At 58.6% G+C, this 18,249-nt stretch carries 18 protein-coding genes; 17 read left to right on the top strand and 1 reads right to left on the bottom strand.

What is annotated here, in order from left to right; translation table 11 throughout:
- The first annotated feature begins 180 nt into the window (after window positions 1-180).
- On the top strand, window positions 181-1,455 hold the full coding sequence (locus AC3CHX_RS07040) for an amidohydrolase family protein (protein WP_488643350.1): 1,275 nt from the start codon (window positions 181-183) through the stop codon (window positions 1,453-1,455).
- Between the two features lie 35 nt (window positions 1,456-1,490).
- On the opposite strand, the gene AC3CHX_RS07045 is transcribed toward AC3CHX_RS07040, so the two are convergent.
- Window positions 1,491-4,211, bottom strand: a complete 2,721-nt coding sequence (locus AC3CHX_RS07045; protein WP_488643351.1) for an FtsK/SpoIIIE family DNA translocase — start codon at window positions 4,209-4,211, stop codon at window positions 1,491-1,493.
- Between AC3CHX_RS07045 and AC3CHX_RS07050 the strand changes: the two genes are divergently transcribed.
- From AC3CHX_RS07050 to AC3CHX_RS07125, 16 genes are all read left to right on the top strand, one after another.
- Entirely contained in the window at window positions 4,210-4,350 is a 141-nt protein-coding gene (locus AC3CHX_RS07050; RefSeq protein ID WP_488643352.1) for a hypothetical protein, read from the top strand. The two genes, AC3CHX_RS07045 and AC3CHX_RS07050, sit on opposite strands and share 2 nt — an antisense overlap.
- Before the next feature lie 343 nt (window positions 4,351-4,693).
- Window positions 4,694-4,885, top strand: coding sequence for a DUF1289 domain-containing protein (locus AC3CHX_RS07055; RefSeq protein ID WP_488643353.1), 192 nt, complete (start codon window positions 4,694-4,696; stop codon window positions 4,883-4,885).
- 281 nt (window positions 4,886-5,166) lie between these two features.
- Window positions 5,167-5,958, top strand: a complete 792-nt coding sequence (locus AC3CHX_RS07060) for a beta-ketoacyl synthase chain length factor (RefSeq protein WP_488643354.1) — start codon at window positions 5,167-5,169, stop codon at window positions 5,956-5,958.
- A complete protein-coding gene (locus tag AC3CHX_RS07065; protein ID WP_488643355.1) occupies window positions 5,948-6,733 on the top strand; it encodes a lysophospholipid acyltransferase family protein in 786 nt (261 codons plus the stop codon). The genes AC3CHX_RS07060 and AC3CHX_RS07065 overlap by 11 nt, the downstream gene beginning before the upstream one ends.
- Window positions 6,720-6,980: a phosphopantetheine-binding protein gene (locus tag AC3CHX_RS07070; RefSeq protein ID WP_488643356.1), complete on the top strand. Its 261-nt coding sequence runs from the start codon at window positions 6,720-6,722 to the stop codon at window positions 6,978-6,980. Before AC3CHX_RS07065 ends, AC3CHX_RS07070 begins: the two co-directional genes overlap by 14 nt.
- A gap of 57 nt (window positions 6,981-7,037) precedes the next feature.
- Entirely contained in the window at window positions 7,038-7,292 is a 255-nt protein-coding gene (locus tag AC3CHX_RS07075) for an acyl carrier protein (RefSeq protein WP_488644750.1), read from the top strand.
- 29 nt (window positions 7,293-7,321) lie between these two features.
- Window positions 7,322-7,879 (top strand): COG4648 family protein, encoded by a 558-nt coding sequence (locus AC3CHX_RS07080; RefSeq protein WP_488643357.1) that lies wholly within the window; start codon window positions 7,322-7,324, stop codon window positions 7,877-7,879.
- Window positions 7,872-9,665: an ApeI family dehydratase gene (locus AC3CHX_RS07085; protein ID WP_488643358.1), complete on the top strand. Its 1,794-nt coding sequence runs from the start codon at window positions 7,872-7,874 to the stop codon at window positions 9,663-9,665. Before AC3CHX_RS07080 ends, AC3CHX_RS07085 begins: the two co-directional genes overlap by 8 nt.
- A gap of 25 nt (window positions 9,666-9,690) precedes the next feature.
- On the top strand, window positions 9,691-10,470 hold the full coding sequence (locus AC3CHX_RS07090) for a glycosyltransferase family 2 protein (RefSeq protein ID WP_488644751.1): 780 nt from the start codon (window positions 9,691-9,693) through the stop codon (window positions 10,468-10,470).
- Window positions 10,470-11,429, top strand: a complete 960-nt coding sequence (locus AC3CHX_RS07095) for a lysophospholipid acyltransferase family protein (protein WP_488643359.1) — start codon at window positions 10,470-10,472, stop codon at window positions 11,427-11,429. Before AC3CHX_RS07090 ends, AC3CHX_RS07095 begins: the two co-directional genes overlap by 1 nt.
- Complete coding sequence (locus AC3CHX_RS07100) at window positions 11,416-12,984, top strand: HAL/PAL/TAL family ammonia-lyase (RefSeq protein WP_488643360.1); 1,569 nt, start codon at window positions 11,416-11,418, stop codon at window positions 12,982-12,984. The genes AC3CHX_RS07095 and AC3CHX_RS07100 overlap by 14 nt, the downstream gene beginning before the upstream one ends.
- Window positions 12,977-13,405, top strand: coding sequence for an acyl-CoA thioesterase (locus AC3CHX_RS07105; RefSeq protein ID WP_488643361.1), 429 nt, complete (start codon window positions 12,977-12,979; stop codon window positions 13,403-13,405). Before AC3CHX_RS07100 ends, AC3CHX_RS07105 begins: the two co-directional genes overlap by 8 nt.
- Window positions 13,402-14,019: a LolA family protein gene (locus tag AC3CHX_RS07110; RefSeq protein ID WP_488643362.1), complete on the top strand. Its 618-nt coding sequence runs from the start codon at window positions 13,402-13,404 to the stop codon at window positions 14,017-14,019. The genes AC3CHX_RS07105 and AC3CHX_RS07110 overlap by 4 nt, the downstream gene beginning before the upstream one ends.
- A 52-nt stretch (window positions 14,020-14,071) precedes the next feature.
- Window positions 14,072-16,429, top strand: coding sequence for an MMPL family transporter (locus tag AC3CHX_RS07115; RefSeq protein WP_488644752.1), 2,358 nt, complete (start codon window positions 14,072-14,074; stop codon window positions 16,427-16,429).
- Window positions 16,413-17,645, top strand: a complete 1,233-nt coding sequence (locus tag AC3CHX_RS07120) for an NAD(P)/FAD-dependent oxidoreductase (protein WP_488643363.1) — start codon at window positions 16,413-16,415, stop codon at window positions 17,643-17,645. Before AC3CHX_RS07115 ends, AC3CHX_RS07120 begins: the two co-directional genes overlap by 17 nt.
- Entirely contained in the window at window positions 17,636-18,238 is a 603-nt protein-coding gene (locus tag AC3CHX_RS07125; RefSeq protein WP_488643364.1) for a DUF3261 domain-containing protein, read from the top strand. Before AC3CHX_RS07120 ends, AC3CHX_RS07125 begins: the two co-directional genes overlap by 10 nt.
- Window positions 18,239-18,249: the final 11 nt, after the last annotated feature.

Here is an 18,249-nt window from a genome sequence, read left to right on the forward strand (position 1 = left end):
GTTCTTAAAAAACGCGGTTTGTACCAGCTTTGGCGTGGACCGCTTAGTTTGCGTTACCGGCAAGACGGTTGATTGAGCTGCGGCGCGTTACTGCCGTATCATCTGTTTCTGATGCTGCCGTACCTGTTGCCGATTGCCGCCGCAAGCGCCGTTGAAACCGTATCGCAAAGGAGAACGCTGATGGATCTCGTCATTCGCAACGCCACGCTGCCCGATGGCAGCCAGAGAATGGATATCGCTGTTGAATCCGGGCGCATAGCTGCGCTAGGCCGCGCACTCCCGCTACTTGGCAGACAGGAGATCGATGCTGCCGGCGACCTGGTCACAGCACCGTTTGTCGATGCCCACTTCCATATGGACGCCACGTTGAGCCACGGGCTGCCGCGTGTGAATAGTTCGGGCACGCTGCTCGAAGGCATCGCTTTGTGGGGAGAGTTGAAACCGTCGCTCACGCAGGACGCTCTGGTCGAGCGTGCCATGCATTATTGCGACTGGGCGGTGGCGCGCGGCCTGCTCGCGATCCGCTCGCATGTCGATGTGTGCGACGACCGCCTGCTCGCGGTGGAGGCGCTGTTGCACGTTAAACAGCGGGTGGCGCCCTATCTGGATCTGCAATTGGTGGCGTTTCCCCAAGATGGCTTGCTGCGCAGCCAGAGTGCATTTTCTAACCTGAAACGTGCGATCGCACTTGGTGTGGATGTGGTGGGCGGCATACCGCATTTCGAGCGCACCATGGCCGACGGTGCGGAATCAATCCGCCTGTTGTGCGAATTCGCCGCAGAAAAAGGCTTGCGCGTGGACATGCACTGTGACGAATCGGACGATCCGCTGTCGCGGCATATTGAAACGCTCGCCTATCACACCCAGCGACTGGGGATGCAGGGGCGGGTGACGGGCTCGCACCTGACTTCCATGCATTCGATGGATAACTACTACGTCAGCAAACTGCTGCCGCTGATGCGCGAGGCAGGTGTCGCCGCGATTGCGAATCCGCTGATCAACATCACGCTGCAAGGCCGGCAGGATACCTATCCGAAACGGCGCGGCATGACCCGGGTGCCGGAATTGTTGGCCGCCGGAATCGCGGTCGCGTTCGGCCACGATTGCGTGATGGATCCCTGGTACAGCCTTGGCTCCGGAGACATGCTGGAAGTGGCGCATATGGGCCTGCATGTTGCGCAGATGACCGGGCAGGACGCGATGCATGCGTGTTTCCTGGCGGTCACCGAAACACCGGCGCAGATTCTTGGCCTGCAGGGTTACGGGCTGACGCCGGGGTGCCATGCCGATCTGGTGATACTGGATGCGGGCAACACCATCGAGGCGATTCGCCTGCGCGCCGCGCGCCGGTTTGTCATCCGCCGCGGCAACATCGTCAGCCAGGCACCGGCTGCGCCGGCACAACTGAATTTGCCGGGGCGGCCTGAGCGCGTCGATTTCCGGCTCCGGCGCTGACGATGATGGATCTGGCCGAAAAATAGATGGCACCCTCAATCGGCCGCTGCCGGTGCCAATACGTCGCGATTTCCATTGGTCGCCATGGAGGACACAAGGCCTGCCGTTTCCATCTGCTCGACCAGCCGCGCGGCACGGTTGTAGCCGATCCGCAGTTGGCGCTGCACCGATGAAATCGAGGCGCGCCGGGTGCGCAGGACGAACGCAACGGCTTCGTCGTAGAGCGGATCGGCCTCGACATCCTGACTGTCCCCGGGCAGGTCGGCGCTTGCGCCGTCACCAAGTACGCCAGCGAGGATGGCTTCCTCGTATTCAGGTTCGCCAAACTGCTTCAGATGTTCAACGATCCGATGCACTTCTTCGTCGGACACAAAGGCGCCGTGCACCCGCTGCGGGTAGCCCGATCCCGGCGGCAGGAACAGCATGTCGCCATGACCTAGCAGCGCCTCGGCACCCATTTGGTCGAGGATGGTGCGGGAATCGATTTTCGATGAGACCTGAAACGCCACACGCGTCGGGATATTCGCCTTGATCAGCCCGGTGATCACATCCACCGACGGCCGTTGCGTGGCCAGAATCAGGTGGATGCCGGCGGCCCGCGCTTTTTGCGCAAGGCGCGCGATCAGTTCTTCGATTTTCTTGCCGGCCACCATCATCAAGTCAGCCAACTCATCGATAATCACAACGATCAGCGGCAGCGTGGACAACGGTTCGGGTGCATCCGGTGTGAGCGAGAACGGATTCGTCACCTTTTTTTCCCGTTGCTCGCCGTCGCGTATCTTTTGATTGAAGCCAGCCAGATTGCGTACCCCGAGCGCAGACATTAGCCGGTAGCGCTTGTCCATCTCGGCCACACACCAGGTCAGCGCGTTGGCGGCAAGTTTCATGTCGGTGACGACCGGTGCCAGCAGATGCGGAATGCCCTCATATACCGACAGTTCAAGCATTTTGGGATCGATCATGATCAGCCGCACCTGTTCGGGCGTCGCCTTGTACAGCAGCGATAAGATCATGGCGTTGATGGCCACCGATTTGCCGGAGCCGGTGGTGCCGGCCACCAGCATGTGCGGCGCTTTGGCGAGGTCGGCGACCACCGGATTTCCGGTGATGTCCTTGCCCAGCGCCAGTGTCAGATGCGAGGCCGAGTGCTGATACGCAGCTGACGCCAAAATCTCCGAAAGCCGGATCATCTGGCGCTGCGCATTCGGCAGCTCCAGCCCCATGCAGGTCTTGCCCGGTATCGTTTCGACGACACGAATCGAGGTCAGTCCGAGCGCCCGCGATAAATCCTTCATCAGGCCAACAATTTGACTGCCGCGCACGCCCAGTGCCGGTTCCACTTCGAAGCGCGTAATGACAGGTCCGGCATCGGCGCCAATGACGGTGACCGGCACCTTGAATTCTTTTAAGCGCTGTTCGATCAACAGGCCGGTTTCTGCCAGGCGCTCAACCGGTATCGCGATAACGTCGCTGGTGGCGGGGTCGAGCAGGTCGAGTCCGGGCAAGTCAATGCGCAAGCCGTGCGGTGCATGGAATTCAAAAACATCGGTTGCGGCACTGCCCGACAGGTTCGCCGGCGTAACCGGTCTGGCCGGTGCCGAATGCCGGGTTGACGGCATGTCATCAGTCTTGATGGCGACAACAACCGGTGTCGCTGCCTCAGGCAATGTTTCCGATACGGCCGGCGGCAAGCTGACCGGCGTCGAGGCAATCGCTTCCGGGTGAACTTTTTCTTCAAACTCGACTGTCACTGCATCCGCAAGATAGGTCGATGCACGCGCAATGCCGGAGGTGTGCATTGCCGGCGCTGGCGCTGCCGGCAGGGATGCAATGTGGGGAGTGCGGTCGTCCAGCCGGTACGCGGGTGCCGGTTGCGCTTGGGACGGGGCGTGTCCGGTCGATAATGTGACAAGGTCGCGGCGATCTTCCCTGCTCGGCACCGGCGCAGCGATCTTGGGACGCGCCGGGGTGTAGAGAGTGCTGGTGACAGCGCCGCCAGGCGTGGCAATGGTTTGCGCCCGATTGGTCTGGCGCAAAAGAATCTCGGCCCGGCGGATTTCGCTGGAAATTTGCGCCGCCTGCGATGCGTTTGAGCGGGCGCGCATGGCGGGTGTCGGAATAATCTGTTCAATCGTTGCCCACTCGGACATGGTCCGTCCTGAAGGTTTGTGTTCAGGACGTGACGGTCGCGCTTTGAGCACATCGGCAGGGAAGCCATCGCCAGCGTGGATCGATGGAAGTTGCCAGGATTTTTTTCTGGCGGGTGTCGTCGCAACGGGGCTATGTGTTCTGAGCGGTCTTGTTGCAGGGCGCGGCGGCAGCGCAGGCCGGGAAAGCCGTTGTTCACGCGGAGCGTGGTCTCTACCGTCTTCTTTTCGCAGCCACAATGCGCGCAATGAACGGTCAAATCGCAGCAGCGTTTTCAACCACGCCGCGCCAAACAACCACGTCAGCGCAAGCAGCATTGCCGCGATCATCAGCAGCACGGCGCCGATATGACCAAAGCTGTGAATCAGTCCACGCGCCAGCGTTTGACCGAAAAAATCACCGTTGGGCGGTATCGATCCCGTCGTGCGAATTGCCGCTTCCAGTGCGCTACTCGCGCACAGCACCAGAAAAGTGCCCAGCCATAAACGGATGGATCCAGGGCCGCCCAGTTTGACGCCGCCAAACAGGCGCGCTTTGACAAAGCGCCAAAGCAGGGGAGTCATCCAGAGCGCGGACCAGCCAAACCAATCGAAAACAGCCATATGCATGTTCAAATTCAACGGAAAATCGAAATACCTGATCGAGCGCGTCCTGCCAGCCGGTTGTTTTGCAAGGGCAATCCATATTTTGATGGAGGATTTGCTGGTGCGACTCGAACGGCCGCGTGCAATGCGTTGGGCATTCTAATTGAAAGGGGCTGATATTAACCGAAAACCGGTCCGGTGTTTCGATGTTGGTTTATTGCGGTTTTGACTCCCGCTGCGGCCCTGACTGGCGCCACGCATGCAGCGCGAACTGTATGGTCAGTCGGGTGAGGAGGCGATTTCGCTGCTGTGGCCGGCATGCGGACGGATGCGGGTTTGCGCCAACATACGCCAGCCGTCGAGTGTTATAGAATTGAGGCCTTAGCGGCGCAGCGGCGGTTTAACACTGACCGCTGCCGGTATTTGCCGACGTCTTGCCGCAGTCATATCACGCAGTCAACTCGCGCAGTCATTTCACACAGTCATCTTAATTAATAAGGTAAGGCATGTCAGAGTCTCCAAGGGAACGTCCCGACACCCCCTGCGTTGCCGTTTGTTCGACCACTTTCGATGATGTCTGTCGCGGTTGTGGCCGTACGGTCAACGAAGTCGCGCATTGGGTTTTTATGACCGAAGAGGAGAAAACGGCAGTCTGGAAGCGTATCACCTCGGAAGGCTACCCCAAGCGCAAGGGCTGAGTCGGACTGCGCTATTCCAGTATTCGGCACACGTCTCGGCCTTTTCCCTTTTGCCGGCCAACATATTCGGTGTTTGCGCGAGCTAATTAGATGTTAATAACGTGTTAAATAAACAGTTGTAGAAGTTTACTTGAAAATAGTTGTCATGCGTAAATGTCAATATTTTGCATGGGCATATAGGATATAATGCCGCGCAAAATACCCAAATAACCGTCGGTTCAACTCCCCGGATTGGTTGCTGTTTATATATGTCGACTGAATGGGTGTTGGAGAATGGTGAAATGAGCCGCAATCAGGCATTTAACGGAATCCGGTTCTCAATTGCAGCGCATGCCGCATGGGCGCCCGGGGTGGAAACGGACGCTGACTGGCTGGCATGGGCGAATCGGAATTTTCTGATCCGGGGCACTACCGAGCCACGGGTTGCGGCCATGCCAGCCATGCTGCGTCGGCGTGCCGGCCTCATCGGCAAGATGGCACTGGAAGTGGCTTATCGTTGTCTGAACGGGCGAGCGGCGGTGCCAACGGTATTTTGTTCGCGCCATGGCGAATGTGCGCGTTCGGTAGAATTGCTGCAGGATCTGGTGCAAGAGTCGCCGCTATCGCCCACCTCCTTTAGTTTGTCGGTGCATAACGCGACCGCCGGTCTGTTATCGATTGCCCGTCACGATCAGGCCAATCACAGCGCCCTGTCTGCCGGTGACAGTGGCGTCGAGCACGCGGTAATCGAGGCTTGTGGATTGCTGGCGGATGGTGCGGCAGAGGTCTTGCTGGTGGTCTACGATGGTCTGTTACCGGACGAATTTCGGGAGTTCAAGGATTGCGAAGATCAGCCGTTTGCCTGGGCCTGGCTAATCCAGCCGGCGGGGGCTGCAAATGCGATCTCGCTGACATGGGAGCCGGCGGTCAACCAGAGTGCCGCCGATAACGTTACTTCGTTTGCAAAAGAATCTGCCAATGCGTATCGGCAACCGGCCGGATTGGAAGTACTGGGCTTTCAACTAAGGCAAGACCGCGAATTGATGCGGGTGGTCGACAATCGTCGCTGGGTTTGGCGTTACCATGCTGAGTAGTTTGGTCAAGCGCTTGAATCGGTATTGGCGCATAGCGGCAACCGGTTTCAGTTTTCTGGCGTTTGGTGTCGGTGGCCTGTTATTGCGGATTGCCGTGTTTCCTTTGCTGAATCTGTTTATCCGGGAACCGGGATTGCGGGTGTTGGCGGCGCGTCATGTGATTTTCGTGGTGTTTCGGATATTTGTCGGTCTGATGCGGTGGCTGGGCGTGCTGCGCTACGATATCAGCGGCCTGGAGCGGTTGCAGCGGCAAGGCTTGCTGATTCTGGCAAATCATCCGACCCTGATCGATACCGTGTTCCTGATGGCTTTCGTCAAGCACGCCGATTGCATCGTCAAAGGACGGCTTTGGAATAACCCATTTACCCGCGGTACGGTACGTGCGGCCGGTTATATCAGTAATGATTCCGGCACTGGCTTGTTGGAAGACTGCATTGCCTCCTTGCAGCGCGGCAATAATCTGATTGTTTTTCCGGAGGGAACGCGCACAAACGGTCCGATCAGCCTGAAGCGCGGCGCTGCAAATATTGCCGTGCGCAGTTTGTCGAACGTGACGCCAGTGGTTATCCGCTGTTTCCCGCCGACCCTGGCCAAGGGTGCAAGATGGTGGCAAGTGCCTCCGGCAATTGCGCATTTCAGCATCGAAGTCAAGGAAGATATCGACGTCCTCGCCTTCGTTGCCGAAGCTGGCAGCGAGACGTTGGCAGCAAGACACTTGACTGCCTATTTGCAGGACTATTTTAGAAAAGAAAGTCAATCCAATGCAGCAACTTGAAGAAGAAGTGAAGCAGGTCATCATCGATGTCCTGCAACTCGAAGATATTGCCCCGGCGGATATCGATACCGATGCGCCATTGTTTGTCGATGGCCTTGGATTAGACTCGATCGATGCGCTCGAACTTGGTGTTGCCATTCAGAAGCGCTACGGCATTTCGTTGTCGGCAGATTCGGCGGAAACGCGTAACCATTTTGCATCGGTACGAGCGCTTGCCGCCATGATCGCCGGCAACAGAAAGAAATGAAGGTGTGAGATGACTGCGTTGATAAAAGATACGATGGCGACAGCGACAGCGGTTGCAATGAGCAAGGAAGAAATTTACATATGGGTGGTTGACGCGTTGCATGAAATGTTCGAGATCGACAAGGCGAGCGCGACACCGCAGGCCAACTTGTATACCGATCTGGATATTGACAGCATTGACGCGGTCGATCTGGTGGTGAAGCTCAAGCAGCTCACCGGCAAACGCCTGCAACCTGACGTCTTCAAAGCAGTCCGTACGGTGCAGGACGTGGTCGATGCACTCGCGGCATTGTTGGCGGAGGACGCAAAATAAAACGTTTTTTTCTTATTTCGTTGCCGAGGGTGCTGACGGTTCTTGTCACGCTGCTCTATCCGCTCGCGATCTGGCTGGGACACGGTCGGGTTGAGCCGCGTGCGCTCGCTTTGCTATTGGTGGGGGCTGCGGCAACCCGGTTATCAACATTGAGACTGAATAAGGCAAGCCGCTGGTGGCTGGCTGGAGCGTTGCTGCTTGCCGCCATCGCGGTCTGGTACAACGCATTGCTGCCGCTGAAGTTGTATCCGGTGATGATGAACGCAGGGATGTTGTGCGTATTCGGGTATAGCTTGCTGGCACCGCCATCAATGATCGAGCGGCTGGCGCGGCTGACTGATCCGCACCTGCCGGACTACGCTATCGCCTACACGCGTCGTGTGACACAAGTGTGGTGCGGCTTCTTTGTGGTAAACGGTTTGCTCGCGTTGATCACGGCATGCTGGGCCTCGCCCGCAGTGTGGTCCATCTATAACGGCGTGGTCGCTTACGCAGCGATGGGTATTCTGTTTGCCGGCGAATACCTGGTCAGAATAGCTTCCAAACGTCGTCATCGCCGCCGGCAATCCGGACAGCAGCATGTCTAGTTCGCACGATATGTTGTCGCTGCTGAGTGCAGCGTCAATTTCCAGTATTCACAAGACCCGGCCATTTGCATGGCGCGATGCCGCCGTACTCGATCATGCGAACTTTCTGGCGCAAGTCGACGCCTGGCGAACCTTGTTGTTACGCCAGTCCGGTTCTTGCTTCGCATTGTATTTGAGCGACAGCGCCGATTTTGCCTGCGCATTGCTGGGTGCGTGGCAAGCCGATAAAACGATTTACTTGCCGGGTGATGTGTTGCCGGCGACCTGCGCCAATCTGGCGCGCGCGGTGGACGGTTTTGTGGGCGAGTTTCCGCCGCAATATTTGCCGCTGATGTTGGCTCCCAAGCCGCTGCAGCCAGTCGTTGACGCCACACTTTATGGATTCAAGACGCTCGCACCGGATTTCCCCGGTGTCGTGATGTATACCTCCGGCAGTACCGGCGAACCGCAAGCGGTGACCAAGAAGCTGTCGCAATTGTCGACAGAAGTGGCGACTCTCGAAAACCTGTTCGGCGACAGCCTGGGCGATGCCGATATCGTTGCCACCGTTTCGCACCAGCATATCTATGGCCTGTTGTTCAAGGTGTTGTGGCCGTTGACGGCGGGACGCGCTATCCACGCGCGGCAGATTGCGTTCCTGGAACAGCTGTTGCCCTTGTTACACCAGCCCGGCGCTCGTCCCGCCATACTCATCTCCAGTCCGGCCCATCTGAAACGGATTCCGGAATCGCTGCAGTTACCGGCGCTGCGCGCAGTGTTTTCGTCGGGCGGCGCGTTGTCGCAAGAAGCCGCGCTGGCAGCAGGGCGCCTGCTCGGACAGGTTCCAATTGAAGTCTATGGCAGTTCCGAAACAGGCGGCGTCGGATGGCGTCAGCGTCGCTTTGGCGGCGCTGCAGTTGACGAAAGCTGGAGCGTCATGCCCGCGATTGTGTGGCGTATCGCGCCAGATGATGGCGTGCTCGAAATTCGTTCGCCGCACTTGCCCCACGCCGACTGGTTCAGTCTGGCGGATCAGGCGCAGGCCGTTGACGAGCGGCGTTTTTTGTTAAGAGGCCGGATCGATCGTATTGTCAAAGTTGAAGAAAAACGGATTTCGCTGGATGCGATCGAGCGGCAATTGAAGGCCTCCGCTTGGGTGGCTGATGCGCGGGTGTTGCTGGTGGACGGGCCGCAACGCCAGCAGACCGCCGCATTCGTCGTATTGTCCGCTGCCGGCCGCGCACTCCTTGCCGAACAGGGCAAGCTGCGTGTGAACCGGCTGTTGCGCGCCGGTATCGCGCATGCGGTCGAGCGGATTGCGCTGCCGCGCAGCTGGCGTTATCTCGACGCGTTGCCGGTGAATGCGCAAGGCAAGACCACGCGCGCCGACTTGTTGGCCGCTGCCGCCAGTGTGGCGAGTCCGGCCTTGGTGAATGCGGCGGCGGGTGCAGTGACGAAACCAATCAAGCGGCTGCTGGAGACGGATCCGGCGCACTCTCGCGTGTTGCTGGAACTCACCGTGCCACGCGACCTGTTGTATTTCAACGGTCATTTTGAAGGCTCGCCAATTTTGCCGGGTGTGGTGCAGGTCGATTGGGCGATTGCCTATGGCCGTGAATACTTTGCGTTAGCGCCGCATTTCCGGAGCATGCATGCAATCAAGTTCCAGCGCGTCGTCGTGCCAGAGACGGTGCTGCAGCTCGAGTTGCAGCACGATAGTCAAAAATCCTCGCTGACGTTTCGTCTGACGTCGGCTGCGGGTCAACACGCAAGCGGCCGTGTCATGTTTGGAAATGCCGATGTCTAAGACTGGAAATATCCTGGAATTCAATATGCGCCAGCATCACAAACGCAACACGAACTTTAGGCCCTGTGCGGTGATTCCGGTCTATAACCACGAACACGCAATCGCTGCGGTGGCCGCCGCGGTGCTGGCCCATCGTCTGCCGTGCATACTGGTTGATGACGGCAGTTCGCCGGCTTGTGCCGCAGTGCTGGACGCGCTTGCTGCCGCCCATCCGAACCAGATCACGTTGCTGCGCCATACCGTCAATCGCGGCAAGGGCGGGGCGGTATTGAGCGGCGTGCGGCATGCCGCCCAGGCAGGGTATACGCATGCGCTGCAAATCGATGCAGATGGACAGCATTGCACCGATGACATTCCGCGCTTTCTGGCGCAGGCTGCCGCCCGGCCGGCCGCACTGATTGCCGGCTGTCCGGTGTATGACGAGAGCGTGCCGAAGGTGCGGCTGTATGGACGCTATCTGACCCATATCTCGGTCTGGATCAATACCTTGTCGCTGGACATCAAGGATTCGATGTGCGGTTTTCGGGTCTATCCTTTGCCGCCATTGGTGGCACTGGCACAGCGCAAGGCGCTGGGCGAACATATGGACTTCGATACCGAAGTGCTGGTGCGGCTATATTGGGACGGCATGCAGGTCGTCAATTTGCCGACCAGGGTGCGTTATCCAAGCGACGGTGTGTCTCACTTTCGCCTGGTGCGGGATAACATCCTGATTACACGCATGCATGTGACGTTATTTATTGGCATGCTGGTACGGGCGCCGCAGCTGTTGGCACGTAAACTCTCCGGTCGACGGAGCCCGTGATGACTCAGGCGCATCGTCATTGGGCGCAGATTAACGAGAGCGGCTTTGTGGCGGGCATGCGTCTGTTGTTCTGGCTGTATCGGATTGCCGGCCGCTTGCCGTTTCGCCTGGCGCTATATCCGGTACTCGGCTGGTATCTGATGACCAAGCCGACAGCGCGTCACGCCTCAAGAGATTATTTGCGCCGGGTGCGCGCATCCGCTGTTGGAGGCAATACCGGGCTGCCGCGTTCGGGCTTGCCCGGCGTGTTTCAGCATTTTGCGGCATTTGCTGAAAGCATCCTGGATAAATTGTTGCTGTGGGGCGGTTTGTTCAAGACGCAAGAGGTGATCTACAGCGGCCAGGAACACTTGCTGGCGAATCTTCAGAGCCAGCGGGGCGGCCTGTTGATTTGCGCCCATCTTGGCAATCTTGAATTATGCCGCGTGCTGTCGCGCCAGTGCAGCGGCTTGCGGATCACGGTGCTGGTACACACCAGGCACGCCCAGGCGTTCAATCGATTGCTGGCGCAACTCGACCCGGACAGTCAGTTGAATCTGATGCAGGTGACCGAACTGACTCCCGCCATGGCGATGCTGCTGGCGGATAAGGTCGCGCGCGGCGAGTTCGTGGCGATTGCCGGCGACCGGATTCCGGTGTCGGCGCATCCTCGGGTCGCGCATGCCCCGTTTCTGGGGCAGCCTGCGCCGTTCCCGATTGGCCCTTATGTGCTGGCGAGTGTGCTGCAGTGTCCGGTGTATTTGCTGTTCTCACTGACCATCGGGGACCGTTCCGAATGCCATTTTGAGTTGTTCCGCGATGCCATTCGCTTGCCGCGCAAGCATCGCAATCAGATGCTCGATGAACTGGCCGCGGCGTATGCCGCGCGGCTGGAACATTTCTGTCTGAGGGCACCGCTGCAATGGTTTAACTTTTACGATTTTTGGTATTTATCTGGATATGACAATGCATCACGCTGATCTGAACGAATCATCAAGCACTAAGCCTCGAACCGTCTGTTTTGATCAGGGACGATTGACGATAGAAGATATTGTCGAGATTGCGTCCGCATCGGCACAGGTGACGCTATCTGCTGATCCGGCGTTTCTTGCGACGATCACGCGTGGTGCCGATTTTCTGGATCGCTTGCTGCGCGAGGATGGCACGATTTACGGTGTGACCACAGGTTATGGCGATTCCTGTACGGTCAATGTGCCGGCGGAACTGGTGCCGGAATTGCCGCATCATTTGTACACCTATCATGGCTGCGGACTCGGCGAACACTTTACGCCAGCCCAGACGCGGGCGATTCTGGCGGTACGTCTGGCATCGCTGTGCAAAGGTTATTCCGGCGTCAGCGTCGGCTTGCTGGAGCAGATCGCGCGCTTGCTGAAAGAAGGCTTGTTGCCGCTGATTCCGGCCGAGGGTTCGGTCGGTGCCAGCGGCGACTTGACGCCGTTATCGTATCTGGCCGCAGTGCTGTGCGGTGAACGCGAAGTCTGGCGCGATGGCATCAAAGTACCAGCCGCCGAGGCATTGGCGGCGGTCGGCATGACGCCGTTGCGCTTACGGCCGAAGGAAGGTCTGGCGATCATGAACGGCACCGCCGTGATGACGGCGCTAGCCTGTCTGGCCTACGATCGCGCCGAATATCTGGTGCGGCTTGCCACCAGGATTACTGCGATGTCGAGTTTTGCGCTGGATGGCAATGCCCATCACTTTGACGAAACGCTGTTCGCCGTCAAGCCGCATGCAGGACAGCAACAAGTCGCCGCCTGGTTGCGCCAGGATTTACCCGCAGCTGATGCGCCCCGCAACGAAAAGCGCTTGCAGGATCGCTACTCGATTCGTTGCGCGCCCCATGTGATCGGCGTGCTGGCCGATGCGTTGCCGTGGATGCGGCAGTCGATTGAGAATGAACTGAATAGTGCCAACGACAATCCGATTATCGATGGCGAGAATGAGCGCGTGCTGCACGGCGGGCATTTCTACGGCGGCCATATCGCCTTCGCCATGGATAGCATGAAAAATGCGGTAGCCAATGTCGCTGACTTGTTGGACCGGCAGATGGCGCTGCTGGTCGACAGTCGTTACAACCATGGCCTGCCGGCCAATCTGTCGGGCGCCGAAGGTCCGCGGGCGAGTATCAATCATGGTTTGAAAGCACTGCAAATCAGCGCCTCGGCCTGGACCGCAGAAGCACTCAAGCTGACCATGCCGGCCTCGGTATTCTCACGTTCGACCGAATGCCACAATCAGGACAAAGTCAGTATGGGGACGATTGCTGCGCGTGATTGTTTGCGCGTGCTGGAACTGACCGAGCAAGTCACGGCAGCGCTCTTGATCAGTGTCCGTCAGGGTGTCTGGTTACGTTGCCGGGTCGATGCGACAGCGCAGCCGCAACAGAATTTGCAGGCGATGCTCGATGTGCTGGCGGGCGATATCGCGGTGATTCGGGAAGACCGCATGCTGGAGCCCGATTTGCGCCTGCTGCTGGAGCGGATACGGACGCAGGCGTGGGCCCTCTATGAGTAAAACCGAAAGCCGCTGGTCGGCCGAGATCGCACTGCAAATACAGTTCTACGATCTCGATCCGATGGAAATCGCCTGGCACGGCAACTATGTCAAGTATCTGGAGCAAGCGCGTTGCGCGTTGCTTGATGCGATTGGCTACAACTATCCGGAAATGCAGGCCTCCGGTTACGCCTGGCCGGTGATTGACCTGCATCTGCGTTACGTCCATCCGGCCAGGTTCGGTCAGCGCATCAACGTGCGCGCCAGTATCGTCGAGTGGGAAAATCGCCTCAAGATCGCCTACGCGATCACCGATAGCGCCAGCGGTCAGCGTTTGACCAAGGGCAGCACCACGCAAGTCGCCGTCAACCTCGCGACGCGCGAAATGTGCTTTGTCTCGCCTGCCGTGTTATTTCAAAAATTGGGAGTTGCCGCAGCATGAAGCGCTTATTCACAGCACCATTTATCGCCGGTCTTTTGATACTTTCTTGCCTGTCTGCGCAGGCCGCCGCGCCGGTCGCAAAAATTCAGGAAATGCTGGCCAGGCCGCCGGTATTGTGCGGCCGCTTTGATCAAACCAAGCAACTGATGGGAATCAAAAAGCCGCTGCTCTCGAACGGCCGTTTTTGCGTAGTCAGCGGCAAGGGCGTTCTGTGGCGGACCTTGCAGCCGTTCCCGAATACCTTGCGTCTGAAGCGCGATGAGATTGTCCAGATGCAGGGTGATCGCGTCGCCATGCGGCTGGACTCCAAGCAGGAGCCGGTGGTGCGGATGATCAACAGCGTGCTGTTTTCGTTGCTGGCAGGCGATCTCAGTCAATTGGAAACCTTGTTCGAACTGGATGGCAGTATCCAGGGCAATACCTGGAAAGTCGGACTGAAAGCCCGTGAGCCTGCGCTGGCCAAGGCGATCGGCGTGCTGGCGCTGACCGGCGGTGCTTACGTCAAGAGCGTCACCATCAACGAAGCCAGCGGCGACCGTACCGAGATCACGTTCTCCGGAATGCAAAGCGGCGCTGGCGCCATGAGCGCCGAAGAAGGGGCGTCACTTGACTAGCAGCCGTTGGCCCCGGCGGCTGGCGCTGATCTGGTTGCTGGTGGTCGGCTTGATGTTGAGCCACAACGCCTATCTTTGGCTGGTGCAACGCGTGGTGCCCGACACCGATATTCTGGCATTGCTGCCGGTGGAGCAGCGCGATCCGGTATTGCAGCAGGCTTTTACGCATATGGTCGATTCCGCGCAGCAACGGCTGATCGTGTTGGTCGGTGCCGATGACTGGAGTCAGGCGCGCACGGCTGCTGACGCCTATTCGGCTGTGCTGGCCAGGCATCCCGATCTGTTCGAGGCCAGTGCGGCTATGTCCGCGCAGACGCAAAGCGACTGGCTGGCGCCATCGCAACAGAACCGGCTCAGTTTGCTGACCGCAGAGCAGCAAAAATTGTTGCGTGAAAAGCCGCCTGGCTACTGGGTTGAGACCGCGTTGCAACAGTTGTACAGCCCGTTTTCCGGTCCTAAGCTGGGTGCGTGGCAGGATGACCCGTTTGGCTTGTTCAATGGGTGGGTACAACGGCGCGCGCAAGAAACGCCGGTCAGGCCGCGCGATGGGCATTTGTTCGTTGAGGCGAACGGCCGTCAGTATGCGATGCTGCTGCTGACCTTGCGGCAACCGGCTTTTTCGATGGCGACGCAGCAAGCGGTGCTGCCATTGCTGGATGCGGCCGCCAAGAGCGCCAGGCAAGCGCTTCCCAAGGTTGAACTGATCAGCGCCGGGGTGGTGTTGCACGCCGGCGCTGCCAGTGCCCAGGCCAGTTCCGAGATGTCGACCATCGGCGTCGGCTCCTTACTCGGTATCGTGCTGTTGATGTGGCTGACGTTCGGCTCATTCCGGCCGATCGGCTTGATCGTGTTGTCGATTGCTATCGGTTGTCTGGGCGCATTTTCAATTTGCTGGCTGATCTTTGGGCGGGTGCATTTATTGACATTGGTGTTTGGCGCCAGCCTGATCGGCGTCGCACAGGATTACGCTATCTATTTTTTGTGTAGCCGGGTGGGGAGCGACAATGCCCTCACTTCGCCGCAATTGTTGCGCCGCTTATTGCCCGGGTTATGCTTGACGTTGGCCGCGGCCGTCATCGGTTATATCGGCTTGGCGTTGACGCCGTTTCCCGGCTTGCGCCAGATGGCAGTCTTTTCGGTGCTGGGTTTGCTGTTTGCCTGGTTGACGGTGATTTGCTGGTTCCCGGCGCTGGTGCATGCAACGACGCTGAAGGGTTCGCGTTTTGCCGACTGGTTCGGTGCCAGTCGCCGGCACTGGCCGCTGTTACGCCTGAATCGCGGCAGCTTGCTGGCGGCGCTATTGTTTGGCGTATTTGTGCTCACAGGGCTGGCGCGCTTGCAGGTCAACGATGATATCCGCTCGCTGCAGACGCCGCCCAAGGCGTTGCTGGACGACCAGATCAAGCTCTCCAAAATACTCGATGCACCGACGCCGGTGCAGTTTTATCTGGTGCGTGGCGCTACTGCCGAACAGGTGTTGCAGCGTGAAGAAGCGTTGAGGCAGCGCCTGGATCCGCTGGTCGCGCAGCATGTCATCAGCGGTTATCAGGCGATGTCCGACTGGACGCCGTCAATTCGCGCGCAGGACGCAAATCGGGCGCTGGTCGAGCGCGCGTTGTTAGACGCAGAGGGGCCGCTGAAAGCTTTGGCGGCGCAGCTGGGCGAAGACGATGGCTGGATTGCGCAGATGCGCGCGCGGGCGCTAGCCGTGCCCGGCACCGTCGGCGCGTTGACGCCCGCAGCGTTCCTGAAGACGGCGGCCAGCGAGCCGTCCCGGCATCTCTGGCTGGGCTGTGTCGAGGGGGCGCATGGCAGCACCTATGCCAGTATCGTAGCGCTGCGTGGAGTGAATAATTATGCCAATCTGCCGCTATTGAAACAAACAGCGGTGCAGCTTGAGGGCGTACAGTGGGTAGATAAGGTCAGCGAAATTTCCTCGGTGCTAGGGCACTATCGACAATATATGGGTTGGGTCTTGATGGGGGCATATGCGGCAATTTATCTGCTGCTGTTCACCCGTTATCGGTATGCCGCCTGGCGCGTGTTGATGCCGCCGGCACTGGCGAGTGTTGCTACATTGGCTATGCTTGGGATGATTGGTCAGCCGTTGCAAATGTTTCATGTGCTGGCGCTGATGCTGATCCTTGGACTGGGCGTTGACTACGGCATTTTCTTGCAAGAGCAAACCGGCCAACGAGGCCATGCAGGTCACTTTGCCTGGCTGACGGTCGGCTTGTCGGCGATTAGTGCATTGTTGTCATTCGGTCTGCTGGCGTTATCCGCGACGCCACCGCTGCATGCGTTTGGATTCACGATGTTGATTGGTATCGCGATTGTGTGGCTGATCGCGCCATGTTTTAGTCAAAAAGACTCACCACAGGAAGAAAAATACAATGGAGCAACTAGTTGAACAGTGCGATGTGCTGGTGATCGGCGCCGGCCCGGCCGGATCGGTCGCAGCGGCGTTGTTGCTGCAGCAAGGTCGCCAGGTATTGGTGCTGGAGCGCGAACAGTTTCCACGCTTTTGCATCGGTGAGAGCTTGTTGCCGCAGAGCATGGAATACCTGCAGCAGGCGGGCATGTTGCAAGCGGTAGTCGAAGCCGGATTTCAGTATAAGAACGGCGCTGCTTTCGTGCGCGGCGAGCGTTACACCGATTTCGATTTTCGCGATAAGCATTCTGCCGGCTGGGGCACCACGTATCAGGTGCAGCGCGCCAGTTTCGACCATTTGCTGGCCAAGGAAGCGCAGCGCCAGGGTGCCGAAGTACGTTTCCAGCATACGGTGACCGCAGTCGATCTGGAGGGGGCCAAACCGCGCGTCACAGTGCGTCATGCGAATGGCAGCGAATATACGGTGGAAGCGGGTTTTATCCTGGATGCCAGTGGTTTTGGCCGAGTCCTGCCGCGCTTGTTGCAAATCGAAACGCCATCGAATTTTCCCGCACGCGGCGCGATCTTTACGCACATCGAAGATGGCATTGCCGCGCCCGGTTTCGATCGCAACAAGATCCGCGTCACGGTTCATCCCGATCACTGCGATGTCTGGTATTGGTTAATCCCGTTTGCGGGTGGCCGCTGCTCGATCGGCGTGGTGGCGGAAACATCGTTTCTGGCGCAGTATCAGGGTTCGGACAGCGAACGTTTGCAGGCCTTGGTGAATGAAGATCCTGCCTCGCGAAAATTGCTGCAGAACGCACGCTGGGATACGCCGGCGCGCGCGATTGTCGGCTACGCCGCGAATGTCAAATCGTTGTGGGGCAAAGGCTATGCCTTGCTTGGCAATGCCGGTGAATTCCTTGATCCGGTGTTTTCGTCGGGCGTCACGATCGCAGTCAAATCGGCCAGCCTGGCCGCCGCCGTATTGCAACGTCATTTCGCCGGTGTCGAAGTCGATTGGGAAAAAGAATACGCCGTACCACTCAAAAAAGGCGTCGATACTTTCCGTACTTTTGTCGAGTCCTGGTACGCCGGCGGTTTCCAGAAAGTCATCTTCCATGAAAACCAGCAGCCGGAGATTCGTGGCATGATCGCGGCGATTCTGGCCGGTTATGCCTGGGATGACAGTAATCCGTACGTGCGTGAAAGCCAGCGCCGCCTGAAAGCATTGGAGGAGATATGCGGATAACCGGGATCTCGGCACTGTTGCTGGCGACGACGCTGGTGCTTGGCTGCGCCAGCACCCGGCAGGCAGCGCCGCCGGCAAGATTGGGCTTGAAACTGGCGCCGGCGTCGCTGGGTGCCAGCATCAGCCTGCAACAGCATCTGACGGTCGAACGGAATGGCCGCACCGACCAACTCGATGCGGCACTGGAAATTGACCCGCAGCAACTGAATATGGTCGGCCTGGCGCTTGGTCAGCGCGTACTGACCTTGCATTATGATGGACAGACTTTACAATCCTGGCGCCATCCGATGTTGCCGGCGCAGGTCCGCGCAGAGGACGTGCTGGAAGATACGCAACTGACGCTGTGGCCAGTGGAAGTGATAAGGCAGGCGTTGCCGGCGGGCTGGAAGATCCAGCAACAGGGTTTGCGTCGCACCTTGCTGCAAGATGATGTGCCGGTGACGGTGATTAACTACAGCAATGCTTCGCCGTGGGGCGGGAAAGTGGATTTAACCAATTTGCGCTATCACTATCGCTTGACGATCGAGTCGGCGATTGAATCGGGGACCGGCGCCAGTCCGGCCGCCGCCTCGGGTAGCGTAGTGACACCTTAATTTGGCAGATC

It is taken from the genome of Glaciimonas sp. OK215 (assembly GCF_057787885.1).

Coding starts and splice junctions, on each gene's coding strand:
- AC3CHX_RS07040 (WP_488643350.1), top strand. CDS start 181: ATGGATCTCGTCATTCGCAACGCCACGCTGCCCGATGGCAGCCAGAGA.
- AC3CHX_RS07050 (WP_488643352.1), top strand. CDS start 4,210: ATGTTCAAATTCAACGGAAAATCGAAATACCTGATCGAGCGCGTCCTG.
- AC3CHX_RS07045 (WP_488643351.1), bottom strand. CDS start 4,211: ATGCATATGGCTGTTTTCGATTGGTTTGGCTGGTCCGCGCTCTGGATG.
- AC3CHX_RS07055 (WP_488643353.1), top strand. CDS start 4,694: ATGTCAGAGTCTCCAAGGGAACGTCCCGACACCCCCTGCGTTGCCGTT.
- AC3CHX_RS07060 (WP_488643354.1), top strand. CDS start 5,167: ATGAGCCGCAATCAGGCATTTAACGGAATCCGGTTCTCAATTGCAGCG.
- AC3CHX_RS07065 (WP_488643355.1), top strand. CDS start 5,948: ATGCTGAGTAGTTTGGTCAAGCGCTTGAATCGGTATTGGCGCATAGCG.
- AC3CHX_RS07070 (WP_488643356.1), top strand. CDS start 6,720: ATGCAGCAACTTGAAGAAGAAGTGAAGCAGGTCATCATCGATGTCCTG.
- AC3CHX_RS07075 (WP_488644750.1), top strand. CDS start 7,038: ATGAGCAAGGAAGAAATTTACATATGGGTGGTTGACGCGTTGCATGAA.
- AC3CHX_RS07085 (WP_488643358.1), top strand. CDS start 7,872: ATGTCTAGTTCGCACGATATGTTGTCGCTGCTGAGTGCAGCGTCAATT.
- AC3CHX_RS07090 (WP_488644751.1), top strand. CDS start 9,691: ATGCGCCAGCATCACAAACGCAACACGAACTTTAGGCCCTGTGCGGTG.
- AC3CHX_RS07095 (WP_488643359.1), top strand. CDS start 10,470: ATGACTCAGGCGCATCGTCATTGGGCGCAGATTAACGAGAGCGGCTTT.
- AC3CHX_RS07100 (WP_488643360.1), top strand. CDS start 11,416: ATGCATCACGCTGATCTGAACGAATCATCAAGCACTAAGCCTCGAACC.
- AC3CHX_RS07105 (WP_488643361.1), top strand. CDS start 12,977: ATGAGTAAAACCGAAAGCCGCTGGTCGGCCGAGATCGCACTGCAAATA.
- AC3CHX_RS07110 (WP_488643362.1), top strand. CDS start 13,402: ATGAAGCGCTTATTCACAGCACCATTTATCGCCGGTCTTTTGATACTT.
- AC3CHX_RS07115 (WP_488644752.1), top strand. CDS start 14,072: ATGTTGAGCCACAACGCCTATCTTTGGCTGGTGCAACGCGTGGTGCCC.
- AC3CHX_RS07120 (WP_488643363.1), top strand. CDS start 16,413: ATGGAGCAACTAGTTGAACAGTGCGATGTGCTGGTGATCGGCGCCGGC.
- AC3CHX_RS07125 (WP_488643364.1), top strand. CDS start 17,636: ATGCGGATAACCGGGATCTCGGCACTGTTGCTGGCGACGACGCTGGTG.